Raw genomic sequence first — 18,604 nt, 5'->3', positions numbered from 1 at the left:
AACCCAGACTACCAGAGACCACCCGCCAGACTAACGCAGAACTATCGCAGCGCGGGAAGGACTATCGTTTTCTGTAGGGAAGCGGAGGTTGCTGCTGCTCTGCTGGGGTGGGCTTTAGGGTGCAGTGGTTTCAGAATGGCATTCAAGCATCTCAACCCGAAGCCTACCGATTGCCTTCCAGCCATTCCACCAAGTCCCCCTGTTCCGTAAAGTCCAGCAGCGCCTCACCCAATGCCTCGGTTTGCTCCAGCGACAACCCTTCTATTTGAGATCGCAACTCTGGTGGAATCTCACCAAGGCGGCGAGTGAGCTGACGCAGGACGAGGGACTGGCTTTCTTCGAGGCGTCCTTTTTGTTGACCTTCCTGCACGGCTTCTTGGTAGACCTTTGTTTCTTTGAGATCGCTTAAGCCCAACATACGCTCTATCTCCGCTCGTTCTAATTGAGGGAATTTGTAGATCACAATAGTCTCTATCAGCTCCATTATCGCAGGCATTTGAGGATCTGTCCGCCCCTGAGCTTTTGCTCTCGATAGCAATGATCGTGCTTTAGAGGCAGCTTCCACTGAATCGGCAATAATTAATTGCATCAAGCCAATCCCAATTGAGTCAGTCGTGACATCGGCAAGGTCTTCAAGGTAAAGACGGTAGACCTGATCACTGTTGAGGAGCGCTCGGTACAGATGAGCATCATCCGGCTCAATCTTTCGCTCTGGGAAGATAACCACCGCCTGCCAATCGGCTGTGCTGGGGTACTGCTTGAGGTAGGTAATGATTTCGCCAAAAAATCGATGGTAAAACTCTGGATCTGGCTGAAACTGGTTTTCTAGGAAGATAACGGTCTGGTCTGGTGCATCTAGTCTCGGTAGGAAGAGGCCATCTATCCTGAAGGCAAGCTGCTTGATTTCAACGGAACGGAACTCGTATCCTGTGGCTAAAGTCGATGGCTGACCTAGAAGCTCGAATAAAATTCCGGGGTCAGTTTTGAAAATCGTATAGAAAATCGAATCAGTTTTCACACAACTCCAGGTTGCTCTGTTGTTTAAGTTAGTGCCAATTATTATGCTTTATAGCTTGATATAGCTCTACTTCATCCACGGCAAAACTAAACAATGCAGGAATTCCAGATTCATCCAGGCAGATTCGAGATGATTTGGGACAGTAGAGATAAACGACTAGCTCTTTGACAACGACATCTGAGGATTTCTTGGAAAGAGGCTGAGCATCAAGTTTAACTCTGGCAGCGATGATTCCGTGGGTATACTCTGCTAACTGAGGATTGAGAGAATAGGTGTTCGTCAAGCGAACAATGTCACCGCGTCTCACTGGGATAGCCTATTTCTTGCAATCTACTCAGTATGTCATTGATTCGCAGGCATGTTGAAGCGCCATAATGGCCTGCTCAAGTGAGCCTTGGGGTAGAATTCTCTAGCCAGTCAAAGATGGCGTTGAGCTGCTCTAGGGTGATCAGACCGTATTGCCACAGGATGATGTGCAGATGGCTCGATGGTTCAGGTTGCTGACGTAGCGCGAGGTTGATAGACTCACTGGGTATCGTCAATTCCTGTCTCAGATATTCGATTAGCTTGGCCTGAACAGAGGAAGACATGCGTCTGCTCGATGAGAGTGTGCGGAGTTCAGAAGAGTGTTGATAGTAAGTTAGCTCAGTTCTTGCCTTGTGTTTCCTATCCAAAGATAGAATCAATAATTCCCTGTTGGTAGATATTCATCTAATTTGTGCAGATTTACCGATAGTGTTAGAAATCTTTGCAGCTTCATAGATAGGAGGCTAGCAAGCCGTGATTGAACAGCGTTTCTCAACAGAAGCCATCACTCAAGCCAAGACGATCGCAACTCTACAGCCCGATCGCACCCGCCCGGAAGTCCAAGGCATCACCATCGACGGCCCCACCTCCCTCGACCTCGATGATGCAATCTGGTGCGAAGAAACCGACACAGGCGCAACCATCCAAGTCCACATCAGCGATGTATCCGAACACATCCCCCTCTACTCCCCCCTTGACTACAGCGCGATCGCAACCACCCAAACCCGCTACCACCGGCAGGGCAACAGCCCCATGCTGCCGAGGATTTTGAGTGAGGCAACACTGAGCCTACAGGAAGGCCAACCGAGAGCCACACTTACATTCGAACTAGAGTTAGCCAATGACGGCTCAGTCAGCAACTGCAAGATTTTCGAGTCCTGCCTGAGTAGCGCCAAACGCTTTGCCTACGCTGAAGCCGACTACGCCATTGCAAGTCCCAAACTCCGCTGGCACAATACGCTAAAGCTCTGCCAGGAGTGGGCCGCCAAGCTGAACCAGCAGCGGATGGCGACAGGGGCTATTGGAGCATCAGCTTTCGGTAAAAACATATACATCAATGAAGAGGGCAATCTATCTGATAATCCCAATGCAAAGTACCATAGCCATCGCGTTATAGAAGAGTTCATGATTGCGGCCAATACTGCTGCTGCCCAGTGGCTAGCCGACCGCGATCAACCGGCACTCTATCGAAATCACACCGCAAAAGCGATCGCACCGGACCAGGACGAGATGCTGCAGGCACTTCTGGTGCTGGGGTCGGCCACAGCCATTCGACGGCGGCTGCAAGGCTGGATGAATAGAGCAGAGTATGGCCCCGCGCTCATTGGGCACTTTGCATTGAATCTTCCGGCCTATGGGCACTTCACCTCGCCTATTCGCCGGATAGCCGACCTGATCAACCACCGGATTATTAAGGCATTGCTGCATGGGGCAGAGTCGCCCTATACAAAGAAAGATCTGGAAGAACTGGGGCGTCACATCAATGAAGCTGTTCTAGAAGAGGAGCGGCGAACAAGCACCTATTTTAAGACCAAGGCTAAGCAAGGACTGCTGGAAAAGCTGGAATCGGAAGATAGCGTTAACGAGCTGCCTGAGAAAGAGTTTTCGCGGTGGATCAAACATGCTGAGGGTGAGCTATCGGTGGCCCTGGCGGAGGAGGTGCGATCTCGGTTGGAGCAGAATCGGCTTGTGGTGCTGGACTACTATCTGCTGCTGATACAAGGAAACGATTGGGAGCTGCAGGAAATGGTGTTAAAACATCTGGAAGAGAAGGTGCGGGATGCGGCCAGCGTGTTGTCTATCGCTGTTATTCAGGAGGATTCTTGGGATGCTCTGAAATGTACAGAGTTATCGCAGGATGGCAGATTTTTGGCCTGGGCTGAAGTATACATCGATGGGGAACTGCAGACGACGGCGACAGCGGGTTGCGATCAGCGTAAACAAGTGGCGCGGCATCGAGCTTATTGGTTATGGCTCTCTGCCTTTGTTCACGGGGAGCTGGTGGGGGTGGATGCGCGGATTGTACCGGAGCTGCCGGTGGTGGTTGATGAAGTGGAGCCGGTGGTTGATTTGAAGGAGGAGAAGTTGCGATCGTTGCTAGAGAAGCCTCCGGTTGATGGGCAGAATCATGTGGGGCGATTGGTTGAGATCTGTCAGCTCATGGACTGGGAGTTACCTACCTTTGAGTTCGAGGAAGTCGAGGAGGGGTATCGATGTATATGCTGTATGGAATTCTTCGAGGAACGGGTTGAGGGGGTTGCGATCGAGGGGAAGAAGAAGCTGAGTAAGCAGAGGGCGGCGATGGGAGTGTTGGAAGTACTCAGGAGCAACGGACAATTCTAGCGACACTGTACAATCAAAATCCCATCTTTGACGAGAGCTTTTTGGTGCATGGAAGTGCAATCTATAGAAGACATAGAATGCTGAATTCGTTCCTCTAGACCGTTAATAGCTATTGCAATTTCTTCAGCCGTTCGCATATCAGCAAAGCTAAACTCTTCATTAAGTTCTGGATGATACTGGAACGTCAAATGACATTTAATTTCAGGATTCAAGATCTCACCTCAAAGTTGATATCGAAGCATACCGTTTTAATACAATTGCAATATCTAAGCAAACTCAAAAGCCACCAGCTCATCGTGAGGCTCCTGCTGACGCGCCACCCACAAATCATGGTTGACTTGCATCTGCAGCCAGCTCTCTGGTGACCCTCCCAACACCTTAGACAGTCGGATCGCCATGTCGGGCGTTACTGAGCTTCGGCCAGAGACCACACGAGCAAACGTTGAGTGAGCAACATCAAGCTTGGCCGCGACAGCTCTCACGCAACTGGTTGCGGGTTTCCTATTCTGTTGCCCTTGAATATTGGCCGAGCTGTTCACATTGAGTACACTACCAAGCAGTACGACTCATCTAGACTCTTTGCTTGACTGATTTAGCTGACATTTACTTTTTTCAAGCATGGTAAACTCGGCCCCTACTTTGAGACCTGAACAAGCACCAAAATGGGATGATTAGCCTTAGCAGAAATGTCGGAGGTTGATCATCGTATAGGCCAGACTCTTCAAGGCGTAGTGTAACTGACTGATCCTCTCAAAGCGGAGCAACAAGCGCTTGAATTTGTCCTCCCAGCCAAACACTCGTTCGATAGTGAAAAACCGTTCTTGGAATAGAGCCGGTATGAAGAATCGTTTGCGACCTCGTTTTGGAGTCTTTCTGCCCCTTGGGTTTTCATTGATATTCGGGATCATGCCCCGATTGAAAATCGCTTTCCGGTTGGAACGGCTGTCGTAAGCCCCATCCAGACTGACAATCGTCTTTTTGAGGTCGAGACCGACCTGCCGAGCAATACCCATCACCAGGGGCAGCGCTTCCAAAAACAGAGGGGATTCGTTGCGATTGCCAGGGGCAGCGACAAAGGGAGAAATGACATTGCAGTTGCGGTCACAGAAGGCCACCACTTTGTCGCCCTTCATATGTTTATGCCCGCTGAACCCCAGATTATCGCCACCCTTCTTGGCTGCGGTTGTTGTGCCATCGCCATGAATGACACTGGTATCGAGATGACCTTTCTTGTTCAGCACACCAACAGAGCCAGCAAAAATATCATCGAAGCAGCCGTGAGTTTCAAATCGTCGAAAGGCCCGATAGATGTTTGAATAGTGAATCTCTGGCATCCCATCTTTGTCTTTTTCGATGGGTAGTTCCTTCCATTGACACCCCAGATAGAGCAGCTTCAGAATATAGTTGAAAATCGTGTGCAAGGAGAGCTTCGGCTGCGGTCCCCGACGACCTGTGGGCAGATAGGGCAAGACAAATGTTTCAAACTGCTCTGTGGTCAATTGCGTGGGAATCTCATTCCACCGTTGGGGTTGAGGCATTCTTGCTCCTATCGGACATCAAATCAAATGGACAGGAGCAATTTTAGATTGGATCAGTGAAAGTCTATACGGACAGGGACTTTTAGATAGATTCTCTCCGTCTTTGAAACCCGCAACCAGTTGTGAGTAAGCAACTAGCAGCGATGAATTTGTTACAGGAAATTCGAGACTTTCAAGTTAGTCCTCATTGATTGTCCTGATTTAAGAAGCTTTTGGTCCGCTCACTGGCAAACCCGTTAGGATGCGAGGGCATAGGCATCCCAAGGTCATGCAACTTCACTTTAATTTTCTGGACAAAAATTTATGTCAATTTACGTCGGCAATTTATCCTACGATGTCACCGAACCAGGCTTAACCGGTGCATTTGCCGAATATGGAACGGTCAAAAAGGCTAATGTTCTCAAGGATCGCGAAACGAACCGACCCAGAGGTTTTGCCTTTGTTGATATGAGCACCGATGCCGAAGAAGACGTAGCCATTGCAGCCCTTGACGGCGCTGAATGGATGGGACGCGAACTTAAGGTGAATAAAGCGAAGCCCAAGGGATCTCGTGACGGTTCCAAATGGTAGTTAGCAGCTAAGGTTTAAAACATCAGACTTGATCTGATGATTGCGAAGATAAAGGGGCATTGTTTCTGAACAATCTGACCCATGCTCTGACCAGCTCCGTGCCTTGTGACCGATTTGTCGATTGCCAGGAGCAATGCACTTTAGGCTTGTATGCCTTTGGAGTAGTGACCTAATAGGAGCCTGCCGATAAAGTCTCATCTGTAGAACTTCAGACTTAATCTGACACTCCTTCATTAAGGTGAAGTTTTCTCTAAGTATCAAATTAAGTCTGAAGTTCTACACATAAATATCAGATAGCTGTTATCTAATTACGCTTTCGCAGAACCGTTGTCGTAACCCTCACTCTAGATAGTTATTTTCCTCTTCTTTCTTCTGCTTCTTCAGGGCAATTCGTTTGTTTGCTTCGTCAGCTCTAACCGTTGCGTTTCTTTGTTCCCACGTTTTGCGATTCTCTTCCAATTTAGCCGGTTTTTTTGAAATAAATCCTGTACTCGAAATATTAGATTTCGTTTTCATAGCATTTCTTTAAAAATGAACACAATCTTGCTACAGATGCACCGCTACTGATCTGCTGAAATAGCTTCGGAGTCAAGAACTCAGTCTTTTTCTCCTCTGATAAGCTGCTTTCAAAGGATCTTGTCAGAAGGCTATTATCATCCCCACAATTAGCCAACCCAGCATTTAAGCTTTCTCAGCATTTTGCTTTCTTTCTTCGGCAATAATCTGCCTCTGCATCGCACGGTAGTCATTCCAATCTTGCCCCACCTGATCCAGATCTAAGACCTTAGTGGAGCTGGGCTTTGTCTCCTTGAATCCCTGATGTTTTGAACGCCCTTCATTAACGGTATTTTTCATCATTTCGCTGCGGCTGACCTAAATTGAATGGGTAATCGCTCGGATGGACTATTAACGCTTTTCGAACTTGCTTCTAAAATATCTCCCTTACTTGCAACCACTTCTCTCTACTTGTTTGATTAGAACCTGCGTTTGCCCCGCCCCATTAACATCTACGATAACCGCATCGCCTGTCTTAACCCGCCCGGTCAGGATTTCTTCTGCCAGACAATCTTCTAAGAGTCTGGTGATCGCTCGACGCAGTGGACGCGCTCCCATTTCAGGGTCATAGCCTGTTTCTACCAGTCGCTCCTTAAATAGATCAGTGACCTCTACCGCAATCCTGCGCTCTGCTACTCGAGCAAACACTTCGTGCAGCAGAATATCAGCAATCTGCCTAACCTCAGTTTTGTTAAGCTGCTGGAAGACAATGATTTCATCCAGACGGTTGAGGAACTCAGGACGAAAAAACTGTTTGAGTTCTTCATTCACAACTGAGACAATGCGGCTGTATTGAGCACCGGCTAAATCATCAGAGAACTCAAAGCCTAAACCACTTCCCCCTTTTTGAATCACCTTCGAGCCAACGTTAGAGGTCATGATCAAGAGGGTGTTTTTGAAATCTACAGTCCGGCCTTTGGCATCGGTGAGACGACCATCTTCTAAGACCTGCAGCAGTAGATTAAATACATCTGGGTGGGCTTTTTCAATTTCGTCAAATAGTACTACGGTGTATGGCTGGCGGCGAACGGCTTCTGTGAGTTGCCCTCCCTCGTCGAAGCCGATATAGCCAGGGGGAGAACCAACCAGCTTGGCAACCGTGTGACTTTCCATATATTCAGACATATCCAGTCGAATCATAGCCGCCTCAGATCCGAAGTAGGAAGAAGCTAGAGCTTTAGCCAGTTCCGTCTTCCCGACCCCTGTAGGACCTGAAAAGATAAAGCTAGCGATGGGGCGGTTCGGATCTTTAAGCCCTGTGCGGACTCGGCGCATGGCGCGAGAAACGGCTTTAACAGCTTCCTCCTGACCAATAATCCGCTGATGCAGGATATCTTCTAACTGCAAAAGATTTTCAGACTCAGATTCTGTGAGCTTATTGACTGGAACGCCTGTCCAAGAGGCGACGATACTGGCAATATCTTCTTCATTAACGATCGGAAGAATGAGATCGGCAGGATTGGAGAACAGCGTTTGGCTATCCCCCTGAAGCTTGTTCTGAATTTCAACTTCGCGGATGCGTAGCTCTCTAGCGAGTGAGTAATCCTGTTTTTGAGTTGCGTTCCCTTTTTCCTTGAGAATTTGGCGCAGTTCTTTGCTGAGCTTTTTGTCAGTAGAGGCTGCTTTAGAAGAGCTGATACGGATCTTGGAGCCGGCCTCATCAATCAGATCGATCGCTTTATCTGGCAAGAAGCGATCGCAAATGTAGCGATCAGAGAGTTTAGCGGCTGCTTCTAAAGCCAGGTCAGAAATTTCAAGTTGATGATGTTGCTCATAGCAACTGCGTAAACCCTTCAGTATTTCAATTGTCTCTTCAACGCTGGATTCATTGACCATGACAGGCTGAAACCGTCTCTCTAGAGCAGAATCTCGTTCAATGTACTGACGATAGTCATCCAGTGTGGTTGCACCGATACACTGAAGTTCACCCCGTGCCAAAGATGGCTTGAGGATATTGGCTGCATCAAGCCCACCCTCTGCCGCCCCGGAGCCAACGAGGGTATGAATCTCATCAATCACCAATATGATATTTCCACTGCTGCGGACTTCCTCCACAATGGCCTTCAGGCGTTCCTCAAATTCACCTCGATACTTCGTACCCGCTAATAACGAGCCAACATTGAGTGTAAAAACGCATTTCCCCTCGATAGCGTCAGGAACATCATGATTCACAATCCGTTGGGCCAGTCCCTCTGCTAAGGCTGTTTTTCCCACGCCAGGTTCGCCAATCAAGATGGGATTGTTCTTCGTACGGCGATTGAGAATTTGGATCATTCGCTGCACTTCAGTTTGACGCCCCACGACTGGATCAAGGCTTCCCTCTACAGCAAGTTGGGTCAAGTTGGTACCGAACTCGTCGAGTGTCGATCTCTTGGGGAAGTTATAGTTTCTCTGAACCGTTGGGCGATTGCCAGAGGGAACCGCTGTTGGCTCAGAGAGTCTTTGCATCACTCGAGTCCGAATGTCGATAACGTCAATCTCTAGGTTCAAAAGAACTTGTGCCGCAACACCTTGCTCATCCTTGATCAGCGCCAACAATAAGTGTTCAGTACCCACGTAGCTATGCCCCAACTGTCGAGATTCTTCCAGAGCAGATTCCAGCACCCGTTTGCTTCGCGGGGTAAATGTAATCTCAGCCTTTACAGGGCTTGAGCCTTTCCCCACCGATTTTTCAACGTCGAGCCGCGCTTTAGGCAGATTTGCTCCCAGAGACTTTAGGACTGTTGCCGCGATTCCAGTTTCCTCGCCAATAAGACCCAATAGAATTAGCTCTGTACCGACAAACATTTGTTTAAGACGATGGGATTCCTCTTGGGCAAGCATAATTACCTTGATGGCTTTCTCTGTAAAGCACTCAAACATGATGCATATCCTTTTTTTTGGGGGGGAGGAGAGTAATTGTTAGTGCTTCGAGATCTTTCCCATAATCAGCATCAATCCATGACTACTTAGGGGCTGTTAAACGTTCTCAAAGGTTCTTATATTGAGCGGTCAGGCAGGCATAAATCTTACTCGGGTTGTTCCTAGTTTTGGTCGCCAGGAACTAAATTGCTGTTACTCCGATGTATCTGCTACATCTCAGGTTCCAAAACGACCTATCGACTCCGATATTTGCAACTCTTAATTGAGAACAATTAGCTGTATAACAACTTTCTGACGTATTGTCAGTAGAGTGGGGATTACTTCTTATGCGATTGCTGCCAAATAAGCTCTCTAACCTCCTCAAGCGGCAAACTTAATTTTTTGGCAATTTGTTGGGGAGAGAGGTTCAACGCCCATAGATTAGTAATCTCTTGTCTCTGCTCAGACTCCATAAAGGAACCCCATAATAAACATCTAAATCAATAGTCGTTTAAGGTTATTTGACACTCCCCAGGCTTACTAATGGTCATGTCTCTCCCGTTAGGGACATTCGTGTAGTCCTAACGTGGCTTGCTAAATTCAATCGTTCTAATAGTCGAATTGTTTGCCAAGCCATATCGATCTCCCACCAGCGCCACCCAAACCGTGCTGAAGATTGAAAGGCATGATGATTGTTATGCCATCCTTCACCAAAAGTCAGTAGCGCGACCCACCAACAGTTCGTGGAGCGATCATCTAATCCATGGGTGCGATAGCCAAACTTATGACAAGCACTATTGACAAAGAAAGTACCGTGGAATCCGACAAACAAACGAACAAAGATTCCCCACACGACAAAAGGCATTCCACCTAGTCCGTACAGTAGAGCAGCTAGCACGACTTGCAGAACAATATAATGCTTGTGACAAAACTGATAAAACGAATCATCCGAAATGTCTTTTGTGAAACGGGAGAGTTCTGTTCTCATCGGAACTTGATGCATCACCCAGCTAATATGGCTCCACCAAAATCCTTCAGTTGAGTCATGCGGATCTCCTGAACTATCGGTATACAAATGGTGCATCCGATGATAGCCCACCCAACCTTTGACGCCGCCCTGACCAGCCAAAGTGCCACAAAAAATCAAGAAATACTCCAACAGCTTTGGAACCTGTAAACTGCGATGGGTTGCTAGCCGATGAAAACCAACAGAAATACCCAAACCTATGATCAGGCAATGTAGGGTTATGGCCATACCAACGGCTGGCCAACTAAAATTAGCGGGAATAAATGCCAATAATACTCCTAGATGAAGAGCTACTGTGAACGCAATCACATCCCAACGAGGATGCGATCCCTCTAAACTAATATCATTCAAATAGTCACCTCTTCTTAGATATATTGCTGTCTTCGTCCATATTGATGCTCAGTACACTATATTTTTGTCAGGTTATCCAAATTGGATAGCCGGCATACAGAGATAGAAGACAATTAGCCATTGCCCTAGAAAATCTTTGCTCACCCAACCAATATCAATAAGATTTAGACGTTTAGAATGTTCGACAAGCCTAACTTAGAGAAACATCATTCAAGTCGACATCATTCCAGCGGATATTCACTAAGTTTGTTTTTTTGATTTTGGTGTCTGTCAGATTTGTACCGACTAAAATTGCATCGGCAGGATTAGCATAAATGAGATTTTTTCTATTAAGATAGACATTAGGCTCTTTGGTATCTATACGGATATAGACAAGTTGGAGTTACCTAATTCCCTTCGTTCTACTTCTTGAAATTCTGACTCATCTATATAGGCTCCCTTTAAGTCTGCACCCCTGAGATTAGTTTTGCTTAAACTAACCCCTGTCAGATCGGCTCCTCTCAAGTCTGCACCACTTAAATTTACATCCCGCAAGATGCTTCCTCTCAAGTCTGCTCCTCCTAAATTAGCACCACTCAAGTCTGCTCCACTGAGATCAGCTTGCCTCAAATCTGCTCCACTCAGGTCAGAATCAATCATTTCTGCATCAATCAAGCATGCGTTGATCATTTCTGTATCGGAAAGCTTGGACTGATTCATCTTGGCTTGAGCCAGATGCGCTTTGGTGAGGTTTGACCCTTGTAGATTTGCTTCAACCAAGTGTGCTCCAGTCAAGTGTGCACCAATTAGATTGGCATTTGTCAGACATACTTTAACAAGACTTACGTGGCTAAAATCTCGTTTTCCTTCACTATACAGGCGTAACATTTCTTGAGCGTTCACATCTTGATTCTCAGAATGATTTAGTAAATTCATTAATAAAAGCTAGAGCTTTCAACACACCGGTCATCAACTACCAATAAATAAAAATATTGAGCTTTTAGAGAAATAACTCAAATAGCGTTTATATACCAGAAGAAGAATTACTCTTTCCCCGCTTCTAGTATAGCTAAATAATTCTTGCCAAAACCATATGAACATAACTCTTATTAATAGACGATAGGTATCACAATTTTCAAATATTGTATGCAAGAATTTGCCTTAGACGTATTTTGCTACTATTTATTCTTGCCTCCTTCATTTCTTTGGGCTTGCTGCTTTTCCAGAATTCGTATCTGTGCCTCTGCGACACGAGCTTCAGCATTTTTTTGTTTCCACTGCTGGCAAGTTTTATCAATGCTACGGGTTGCAGGTGGCGAAAACTTCTTGTGGCTGTATTTCCCAATACTAGAATTAGCTCTCATCTATTGAACCTCAATAATATTTGTTGATTGTTTGGGACTTTGTCACAGGAGACTGTCTGCTCTCAATCTAAGCTGGACAAGCTTTAAATCCCTACCCATACCGGCTCCTTAACAGACAGGTGAAATGACATCGAGAAAAGAATCCTGGGAAATGTTCAAAAAGATTCAATAATCTTTTTCTGAATATGGGGTGATGTCATTGCCGATAGAACCCCACCGTAATCTAGACTAAATTCAACTTCGCTGCCAATTTCCAGATCGCAACCCTTGCTATTGAGGACGATGTGATCGCTGCTAGAGCCGAGTATCTCTACATCGCTATCAGCACTTAATCCAGATATCAGAACATCCTGTCTTCCCAAAGCAATAATGGCTCTTGCTTGAATTCCCTGATCCATAATAACTGGAATATTCCCAAAGGCATCCTGACAGATCACACCAAAGGGTAAAGAAGGTTTTACCTTGGCCTCAATCACTTCCGCAATCAGCTTGAAGGCATTACGATATAATGCTGGAATCCCCTTGCCGCTGACTGTTTCACAACCGAGAAGAATAGATTCCCCAATGCGGAGATTGTTGATTCTTCCTGCCTTCTGGGTCGATTTACACCATTCATAGTTAGCCGAGTTGCCGCCCGAAATAACCGTGAAGCCTATCTGAAATTTTGCTTCAATTGCAGTCACTAATTCAGATAGCTCGTCCATATTTTGTGTGTCTGGCTTGATGCCACCATAACAAGCCAAATTGCAGCCAATGCCCATGATTTCAATGTTGGGTAGGCCCAAGACTTCTTGCACGAAGAGAGACAAATCTCCCGGAAGGATACCTTCCCGCAAATCGCCTAACTCCACCATCAGGATGATTTGATGGGTTTTATTTTGTTCCTTCGCATAGTGAGACAGGGCCTGAATCGTTTTCAGTTCTGTGTTTAGACTGACGTTCACACTCTCAATCACCGATTTGGCTTGGCTGAGCGCTGTACGCAGCAACACGAACTGAGCAATGATTCCCGCCTGCTTCATTCTGAGAATGTTTTCAATGCGCGAGTCAGCAATAAACTGGACGCCACCTCGCAGCATGGCAGATGCGATCGCAGGCTCCCCTAATGTTGCTTTAGTGACACCCATTAAAGAAATACCTTTCTGCCCATACAGCTCCGATAAGATCTGAGCATTATGCTGTATCTTCGGTAAGGAGATTTCTATCCTTGGCAAAAAGGCTGGCATCTCTCTCAATCCAAATACTTACCCCATTGCCAACTGCAAAACCTTTTCTAACCCCTCCAGCTTAATTTTTTGATTCAGTTGTGGAAAATGCTGGCCTAAAGCCTGAATCAGTTTTTGACACCCATCATTGAGCACATCTGTCGTGGGTAATCGAAAGTGGTTTTCATACTCTGCAATCACGCTCTGAGTTTCTATCTCGTTCATGTTTTCATGGCTGATCGTGATGGCGAGCACCTGAGATTGAGAGATCGATTCGATCAGTTGAATTTCACTCTCTAGGGTGGGCATCGCTAGGTGGGGAAAATCGCACCGAAACTTTCGGGCTGGTGGATGCTGGAGAATCACACCATCGGGCATACAGCCCTTCAAAATACCGACGGAACTCATAAAAGCAGGATGACCGACGGCACTTTGACCTTCCACGAGAATAATATCGGGGTCTTCATGATCAAACGTCTGCACCACAGCATTTTCTATTTCACCAATCACAAATTGAGATACGAGCGCATCAATGGAGGCCCCATATTTTGCCCCCTGCATCAAACCTGTTTGCCCGGTCGCCACCATAACAGACTTTATTCCTAGCCTGTTTAAGGCTTGATTCAGCTCCACTGCAGTGGTCATTTTCCCGCAGGCGCAATCTGTACCGAGGACAGCAATCACAGGCACATTGACTCTAAAGATTTGACCAGTGAAGACGTGCAGATCTTGAAGCTGAGGTGGTTTTCTAATATCTTTAATTTGAATACCGTGTTGCTCAGCCATACGAACAAACTCAGGATCTTCAGAGAAAAACTGGTGCAAACCGTTGATGATATTCATGCCCTTGGACATCGCTTCAAAAATCAAGAACCTTTCCACCATTGAGATACAGGCATCTAAGGGGGCTTTCCCATAGATATAGCAGTTCGGAACGTCTCGTAGCTGGCCCAAAGCTTCATCTAAGTTGGCAAAAATAGGAATGCCGTTTTCGCGATCGCCTAACTCTTCCCCAGCGTCTCTTCCCGCCAAAGTACTATCAATAACGCCAACGATGGTATACGTGTCAGAGTGCCGAACTAACCCTGAAGCCGTTTTCCCGTCTACTAAGCCAAACTGATTCTCGCAATAAACTAAAGCCGTTTCTTTAACGAATGGCATGCAATTAAACCTTTACAATTGTCTTTTAAATTCTCAAGAGACTTGTTGAGCTTGCTAAGCCTCGATACGATTTAGAGTTGATTTACATTTTTCTCGAAATAAACTCACAGGCACTGCGCTGCCTGAAATTTAGTCTTCGTATGATTTCCGAGAAGTCACGCAGTCAAGACTGCACAATCTAGTAAATTCTTTGGTTAGCGAAAGTAATGTGTGTATTGAAGCGAAAAGCTCAGATCCTAGCTGAACTTCTGTTGGAACTTATGCGTGCTCTAAGTGTAACATGTATTACTTTTTTAGGGATTATTCAATCGAGACCACACTTTTTAGCAATAGCCTATACCCTTTATCCAAAGAGAGTTTCAGGTTTTCCAGGTAGCGGCCATAGACCACCCAATCTGCGATATCGCGCCATTCTCTATACAAGTGCTTAATTCAACTACCAAGTTTAGTCATTTCAACGTTCAATGGATAGTTGAATTCTTATATAAGAAGACATTAATGGAAATCGCCAAAAATACTTCTATGCTAAGACTTCATTTTTATAGTGCATGTAAATGAGAAAAGCATCACATCCAGTTAACCCATCAAATTACTGAATTGTAGGTTAAAAGTTCTGCTCTTTTGCTTGAAATTACTTAGTAGTATAAAAACCTTGGGTAAAACTTTGTTCACCTCTATGGTATTCAAAATCACAGTTTGGTTCATTTATGGCCTACAATCAAAAAATTGAGTCCTAAATTATGATTCAAGGTCAAATCATTGCCATTGGCGGCGGGGGCTTTTCAGAAGGTTCCGAGCCGAGACTCGATACCTATATCCTGGAGCAGTGCCCAACTAGTAAACCGAAGATTGGCTTTTTGGGAACCGCCAGTGGAGATGCCGAAAGTTATCGACAGAAGTTCTATGCACGCTTTTCTCAACTAAACTGTCTACCAGCTCACCTCACATTCTTTCGCCGTACTCCCGACCTAGCTGATTGGGTTATGCAACAGGATGCTATTTATGTTGGCGGTGGCAATACTCTAAGCCTTTTAGCCATTTGGGAAGCCTGGAACTTGCCTCCATTGCTTAAAGAGGCAGCAAGAAATGGCACTATTTTAGCAGGCGTCAGCGCGGGAGCCGTATGCTGGTTTGAGTCTGCTCTAACAGATGCCAGAGCTGGAACACTAATGCCATTAAAGTGCCTCAACTTCATTTCAGGCAGTTGCTGTCCCCACTATTCATTGGAAGCGGAGCGTAAACCAACCTTCGAAAAACTCGTTAGGAATGGAGATATCTCCCCTGGCATCGCCATTGATGATGGTGCTGCAGCCCATTTCGTTGACGGTCAGTTGAAACACGTTATATCCGGCCATGATGGATCAGCCGCATACAAAGTTATACAAAGTCCTAATGGAGCTATGACTGAGCCACTTAAGGTAAACTCCTGAGAGAGCGACATAGAGCGTGAAAGACTCTCTATGGTTGCCACCCTCTATTTCGCTGTGGAAACTTCTCGATAAGGGCAACACCATATAGCGTGAGCTGCTTGTTACGTAGCCGTAGCTGATCTACACGAAGCTGCATCCCGTCCAAGGCAAACTGATCTAAATCCAGTAACTGATTTACATGTTCAGTCAGCATTTGACCTAACGCTACAGCCGTCGGATCACCACCGTAGGTCACCTCTACAAATTTCAGTTTGCGTCGGTTTTCAACCTCAACCCGAGCCGTAATATCAATTTCAAACAGTTGTTCAGCCTCACCTTGGCGAACCCAGCTTTGCATCCGCAGCGACTGATCTTCGTTAACACTAATCCGAGTCCTCTCAAACATCAGAGACTGTCCCTCCCATGAGAGCTGCTGGAGCTTCTCCTTGAGAAAGGGTGTATTGAAGGATTCCGTTAAGTTATCCTCGGTTAGCGCAATCCGCATGGAAGCCTGCGTCGGCTGTCGAAGTTGGACTTGCCCTCGAAAAAGAGCACCAAAGTCAATGGAGAGCGCCTGTAGATGAAACTCCATCTGGTCAACTTGAAGGCCGCTGTGCATCAGCAGTCCCTGCCCCACACAGTCAAAGCCATCGACGCTGCCCTGAAGCAGCTTTGCCACTGGCTCAGCCCTGACGTTGACCTCTAATAACTCTGTTTGCCTCAGCAACGCAGAAATGGCAGTGGTCACAACCTTGCTGACGAGTTGATCGCCACCCTGACGTTTAGATTCCATTGGAATTGATAGGTTAGCAATCATAGGTCTGTTGCTTTGTGAATGAGTCCTTAATATAACGCAAACATTTAAGAATGCAATTAAAAAATAGCAATATAGATTAAATTTGTTAGATTTTGTAGTCTTATCTACTAATTAGTAAGTTATCCTCACTAAAGCTAATTCAAGATAAGGACAGTGTCGTACCATCATTGACCTGGATGATGTGGTGTTGATGATGGCAGATACTGTCCTTCATCCGAGCCATACTCCTAGAGATGGACGATTTGGCCCATGAGCGAGTCGCTCAAGTCTTGGATTGAAACTCTTTGTATTGAGCATTCAGACCTCCTTCTGACCCAATTGTCCAACAACCAACCAAGGTAAGAGCCGAGGTGACTATAGTCGTAGAGCAGGAGCAAACCGAGTCTTGGGGGCCGTCATCCTTAGCACTTGCTCCAGGATGCCCGGTGCGATTCGGTTGCACCACACGGCCAAATGACTCTGCCATCCCACCAGGATTTCAGCCGACTCTTTTTCCAGACTGGCAACCAAAACCTGAGCCACCTTCTGGGGAGACGTTGGCACCACCCATCGGAACCGTTCTAGGTTCCGCACCATATCCGTTTCAGTCAAAGACGGTAACAGAGCCGAGACCCGGATGTTGTAGGGAGCTAGTTCTCCCCGAAGTGCATGGGTAAAGCCCACAAGAGCAAACTTAGTCGCTGAATAGGTCGCCATTGTCGGTGCAGCCACCTTACCCATCAAGCTCGACACATTGACGATTCGTCCTTCCCGCTTCCGGGCCATCCGACGAGCAATTAAATGAGTCACCGTATAAGTGCCCATTAGATTGAGGGCAATCTCTTCCTGAACGTCGGGAAGACGGGCTTGCAAAAAAGGCAGTTGATGGGCCACTCCAGCGCAATTAATCAATAGATGAATGGGGCCTTGATGCTGCCAAACGCGAGCCATCGCAATTCGGACCTCCCCGATCTGCGTTAAATCCAAAGGGACCAAGATGGCCTCTACGCCCATCTGTTTAATTTCCTCAGCCACCGCTGCTAATCGCTGCCGATCACGGGCGACCAAGACTAGGCGAGCAATTCCTTCACGGGCTAACTCCAGGGCAATCTCCCGACCAATCCCACGGGAAGCGCCCGTCACCAGAGCTGTTTTTCCAATCAGTTTCATGCTTCTCCTCCCACAAAGTCCAATGGATTATCAAGCTGTCATCCCTGCCATAGAATCAACATAGGCAACAGCACACACTCCCATCAGACGGAAAACAACAGGTCTATCAGGATTAAAAAACTTAAATTAAAAAAATCTTGGACTCAGATCGTCTTTAGTACATATACGCCCAGGATTACGCATGGGACGTTACGGCTAAGAGACAATGGGCAATTGACTTGAGATGAGCTTGAGGAAAACTCCCAACAAAAGTGAAGAAGGGCTAAACCAGAAAGACTGCTCAGACCATTCAAGTATGGCCATACTTGAATGAGATAGCCTCAGACTAGATAGATGTAGAGCATAGGTAGGTGCCTCCTTGATGCGAACATTGATTTTGACTAGGTATCAGCATCTAAGCTAGCACCGGGATCAGGGATCTGCATAAATTCTTAACTAAGGCAACTTTCTGTTACATTTCTTAGTGATATATTTATTAAGCTGAAGTCATTTCGTGGTGATTTGCCCTACCTGTGTTGCCTGCTTAGTATGCTTTAGGCTGAAATATAGATGCTAAATCGTGGCCTTGTAAAGTATGAGAAAGGCGGGCAGGTATTTAGAAAGATGAGAACCCTCAACTGATTACGGGTTTCCAGTTTTGTTGATCTGCAATGTTGGCCAGGGTGGCTGAAGCGATCATCTAAGCAATGCATCTGATACAGTGCCGAACTGTTCAAGGAATTCGGTATGGCACCCTAACCATGCCTATGCCAGGTTTAGGTGATGAGCATTGCCAACAAACGACAATCGATTCCTACACGCGATCATCTCCTACTGCGTCTGGTTGTATTGAACTTTCCCTCTCAACTTCAGCGATATTCAGAAACGGATAGTGATCCCACCACCATAAAAGTGCTCACCATCCGACTCCAACACAAAGCCCCCTAGCAATAGCCCCAACCACAGCCGCCCCCAGGATAGCTTTAGGTGCT

At 46.4% G+C, this 18,604-nt stretch carries 21 protein-coding genes; 4 read left to right on the top strand and 17 right to left on the bottom strand.

The window, feature by feature from the left end; genetic code table 11:
- Positions 1 to 163: 163 nt before the first annotated feature.
- From C1752_RS24435 to C1752_RS24425, 3 genes are all read right to left on the bottom strand, one after another.
- On the bottom strand, positions 164 to 1,018 hold the full coding sequence (locus tag C1752_RS24435) for an Rpn family recombination-promoting nuclease/putative transposase (RefSeq protein WP_110988669.1): 855 nt from the start codon (positions 1,016 to 1,018) through the stop codon (positions 164 to 166).
- 28 nt (positions 1,019 to 1,046) lie between these two features.
- Positions 1,047 to 1,325, bottom strand: coding sequence for a hypothetical protein (locus tag C1752_RS24430; protein ID WP_110988668.1), 279 nt, complete (start codon positions 1,323 to 1,325; stop codon positions 1,047 to 1,049).
- Positions 1,326 to 1,401: 76 nt separating this feature from the next.
- Positions 1,402 to 1,608, bottom strand: coding sequence for a DUF2949 domain-containing protein (locus C1752_RS24425; protein ID WP_110988667.1), 207 nt, complete (start codon positions 1,606 to 1,608; stop codon positions 1,402 to 1,404).
- A gap of 190 nt (positions 1,609 to 1,798) precedes the next feature.
- Between C1752_RS24425 and C1752_RS24420 the strand changes: the two genes are divergently transcribed.
- Positions 1,799 to 3,667, top strand: coding sequence for an RNB domain-containing ribonuclease (locus C1752_RS24420; RefSeq protein ID WP_110988666.1), 1,869 nt, complete (start codon positions 1,799 to 1,801; stop codon positions 3,665 to 3,667).
- Here C1752_RS24420 and C1752_RS24415 read toward each other — a convergent pair.
- The 3 genes from C1752_RS24415 to C1752_RS24405 all read right to left on the bottom strand — a co-directional run bounded on the left by C1752_RS24415 (position 3,664) and on the right by C1752_RS24405 (position 5,205).
- Positions 3,664 to 3,879 carry a hypothetical protein gene (locus C1752_RS24415; RefSeq protein WP_110988665.1) on the bottom strand — a complete coding sequence of 72 codons (216 nt, stop codon included), beginning with the start codon at positions 3,877 to 3,879 and terminating at the stop codon, positions 3,664 to 3,666. The genes C1752_RS24420 and C1752_RS24415 overlap by 4 nt on opposite strands.
- Positions 3,880 to 3,933: 54 nt before the next feature.
- Positions 3,934 to 4,206 (bottom strand): HigA family addiction module antitoxin, encoded by a 273-nt coding sequence (locus C1752_RS24410; RefSeq protein WP_110988664.1) that lies wholly within the window; start codon positions 4,204 to 4,206, stop codon positions 3,934 to 3,936.
- A 138-nt stretch (positions 4,207 to 4,344) separates the two neighbouring features.
- Positions 4,345 to 5,205, bottom strand: a complete 861-nt coding sequence (locus tag C1752_RS24405) for a transposase (RefSeq protein ID WP_110988663.1) — start codon at positions 5,203 to 5,205, stop codon at positions 4,345 to 4,347.
- A 303-nt stretch (positions 5,206 to 5,508) separates the two neighbouring features.
- On the opposite strand from C1752_RS24405, the gene rbp reads away from it, so the two are divergent.
- The gene (gene rbp, locus C1752_RS24400) at positions 5,509 to 5,775 is read left to right on the top strand and encodes an RNA-binding regulator (RefSeq protein WP_110988662.1); all 267 of its coding nucleotides are present in this window, start codon (positions 5,509 to 5,511) and stop codon (positions 5,773 to 5,775) included.
- A gap of 339 nt (positions 5,776 to 6,114) precedes the next feature.
- Here the strand turns inward: rbp and C1752_RS28635 are convergent, their stop codons facing one another.
- The 9 genes from C1752_RS28635 to C1752_RS24370 form a co-directional block, all read right to left on the bottom strand.
- Entirely contained in the window at positions 6,115 to 6,291 is a 177-nt protein-coding gene (locus C1752_RS28635) for a hypothetical protein (protein ID WP_158535185.1), read from the bottom strand.
- A 165-nt stretch (positions 6,292 to 6,456) separates the two neighbouring features.
- Positions 6,457 to 6,630 (bottom strand): hypothetical protein, encoded by a 174-nt coding sequence (locus C1752_RS28630; RefSeq protein ID WP_158535184.1) that lies wholly within the window; start codon positions 6,628 to 6,630, stop codon positions 6,457 to 6,459.
- Between the two features lie 87 nt (positions 6,631 to 6,717).
- The gene (locus C1752_RS24395) at positions 6,718 to 9,192 is read right to left on the bottom strand and encodes an ATP-dependent Clp protease ATP-binding subunit (protein WP_110988661.1); all 2,475 of its coding nucleotides are present in this window, start codon (positions 9,190 to 9,192) and stop codon (positions 6,718 to 6,720) included.
- 526 nt (positions 9,193 to 9,718) lie between these two features.
- Positions 9,719 to 10,549 carry an acyl-CoA desaturase gene (locus C1752_RS24390; RefSeq protein WP_274704538.1) on the bottom strand — a complete coding sequence of 277 codons (831 nt, stop codon included), beginning with the start codon at positions 10,547 to 10,549 and terminating at the stop codon, positions 9,719 to 9,721.
- Between the two features lie 190 nt (positions 10,550 to 10,739).
- Positions 10,740 to 10,910 (bottom strand): pentapeptide repeat-containing protein, encoded by a 171-nt coding sequence (locus C1752_RS30500; protein ID WP_373276841.1) that lies wholly within the window; start codon positions 10,908 to 10,910, stop codon positions 10,740 to 10,742.
- Entirely contained in the window at positions 10,907 to 11,431 is a 525-nt protein-coding gene (locus C1752_RS24385; protein ID WP_110988679.1) for a pentapeptide repeat-containing protein, read from the bottom strand. The genes C1752_RS30500 and C1752_RS24385 overlap by 4 nt, the downstream gene beginning before the upstream one ends.
- A gap of 275 nt (positions 11,432 to 11,706) precedes the next feature.
- Entirely contained in the window at positions 11,707 to 11,892 is a 186-nt protein-coding gene (locus C1752_RS24380) for a hypothetical protein (RefSeq protein WP_110988660.1), read from the bottom strand.
- A 155-nt stretch (positions 11,893 to 12,047) separates the two neighbouring features.
- Positions 12,048 to 13,118: an alanine/ornithine racemase family PLP-dependent enzyme gene (locus tag C1752_RS24375; protein WP_110988659.1), complete on the bottom strand. Its 1,071-nt coding sequence runs from the start codon at positions 13,116 to 13,118 to the stop codon at positions 12,048 to 12,050.
- Between the two features lie 18 nt (positions 13,119 to 13,136).
- Positions 13,137 to 14,258, bottom strand: coding sequence for an N-acetyltransferase DgcN family protein (locus C1752_RS24370; protein ID WP_110988658.1), 1,122 nt, complete (start codon positions 14,256 to 14,258; stop codon positions 13,137 to 13,139).
- Positions 14,259 to 14,998: 740 nt separating this feature from the next.
- On the opposite strand from C1752_RS24370, the gene C1752_RS24365 reads away from it, so the two are divergent.
- Positions 14,999 to 15,688 (top strand): Type 1 glutamine amidotransferase-like domain-containing protein, encoded by a 690-nt coding sequence (locus tag C1752_RS24365; RefSeq protein WP_110988657.1) that lies wholly within the window; start codon positions 14,999 to 15,001, stop codon positions 15,686 to 15,688.
- 28 nt (positions 15,689 to 15,716) lie between these two features.
- Here the strand turns inward: C1752_RS24365 and C1752_RS24360 are convergent, their stop codons facing one another.
- A complete protein-coding gene (locus C1752_RS24360) occupies positions 15,717 to 16,484 on the bottom strand; it encodes an LmeA family phospholipid-binding protein (protein ID WP_110988656.1) in 768 nt (255 codons plus the stop codon).
- A gap of 354 nt (positions 16,485 to 16,838) precedes the next feature.
- A complete protein-coding gene (locus tag C1752_RS24355) occupies positions 16,839 to 17,633 on the bottom strand; it encodes an SDR family NAD(P)-dependent oxidoreductase (RefSeq protein WP_110988655.1) in 795 nt (264 codons plus the stop codon).
- 762 nt (positions 17,634 to 18,395) lie between these two features.
- Here C1752_RS24355 and C1752_RS29495 point away from each other — a divergent pair.
- Positions 18,396 to 18,560 (top strand): hypothetical protein, encoded by a 165-nt coding sequence (locus C1752_RS29495; protein WP_233501867.1) that lies wholly within the window; start codon positions 18,396 to 18,398, stop codon positions 18,558 to 18,560.
- Positions 18,561 to 18,604 lie beyond the last annotated feature (44 nt).

This window comes from Acaryochloris thomasi RCC1774 (assembly GCF_003231495.1).
GTDB lineage: Bacteria > Cyanobacteriota > Cyanobacteriia > Thermosynechococcales > Thermosynechococcaceae > RCC1774.
The sequence above is the reverse complement of the archived record's forward strand: the minus strand, read 5'-3'. Positions and strand labels throughout refer to the sequence as shown.

Coding starts and splice junctions, on each gene's coding strand:
- rbp (WP_110988662.1), top strand. CDS start 5,509: ATGTCAATTTACGTCGGCAATTTATCCTACGATGTCACCGAACCAGGC.
- C1752_RS24425 (WP_110988667.1), bottom strand. CDS start 1,608: ATGTCTTCCTCTGTTCAGGCCAAGCTAATCGAATATCTGAGACAGGAA.
- C1752_RS24365 (WP_110988657.1), top strand. CDS start 14,999: ATGATTCAAGGTCAAATCATTGCCATTGGCGGCGGGGGCTTTTCAGAA.
- C1752_RS28630 (WP_158535184.1), bottom strand. CDS start 6,630: ATGAAAAATACCGTTAATGAAGGGCGTTCAAAACATCAGGGATTCAAG.
- C1752_RS24360 (WP_110988656.1), bottom strand. CDS start 16,484: ATGATTGCTAACCTATCAATTCCAATGGAATCTAAACGTCAGGGTGGC.
- C1752_RS24370 (WP_110988658.1), bottom strand. CDS start 14,258: ATGCCATTCGTTAAAGAAACGGCTTTAGTTTATTGCGAGAATCAGTTT.
- C1752_RS24375 (WP_110988659.1), bottom strand. CDS start 13,118: ATGCCAGCCTTTTTGCCAAGGATAGAAATCTCCTTACCGAAGATACAG.
- C1752_RS28635 (WP_158535185.1), bottom strand. CDS start 6,291: ATGAAAACGAAATCTAATATTTCGAGTACAGGATTTATTTCAAAAAAA.
- C1752_RS29495 (WP_233501867.1), top strand. CDS start 18,396: ATGAGCATTGCCAACAAACGACAATCGATTCCTACACGCGATCATCTC.
- C1752_RS24405 (WP_110988663.1), bottom strand. CDS start 5,205: ATGCCTCAACCCCAACGGTGGAATGAGATTCCCACGCAATTGACCACA.
- C1752_RS24380 (WP_110988660.1), bottom strand. CDS start 11,892: ATGAGAGCTAATTCTAGTATTGGGAAATACAGCCACAAGAAGTTTTCG.
- C1752_RS24355 (WP_110988655.1), bottom strand. CDS start 17,633: ATGAAACTGATTGGAAAAACAGCTCTGGTGACGGGCGCTTCCCGTGGG.
- C1752_RS24395 (WP_110988661.1), bottom strand. CDS start 9,192: ATGTTTGAGTGCTTTACAGAGAAAGCCATCAAGGTAATTATGCTTGCC.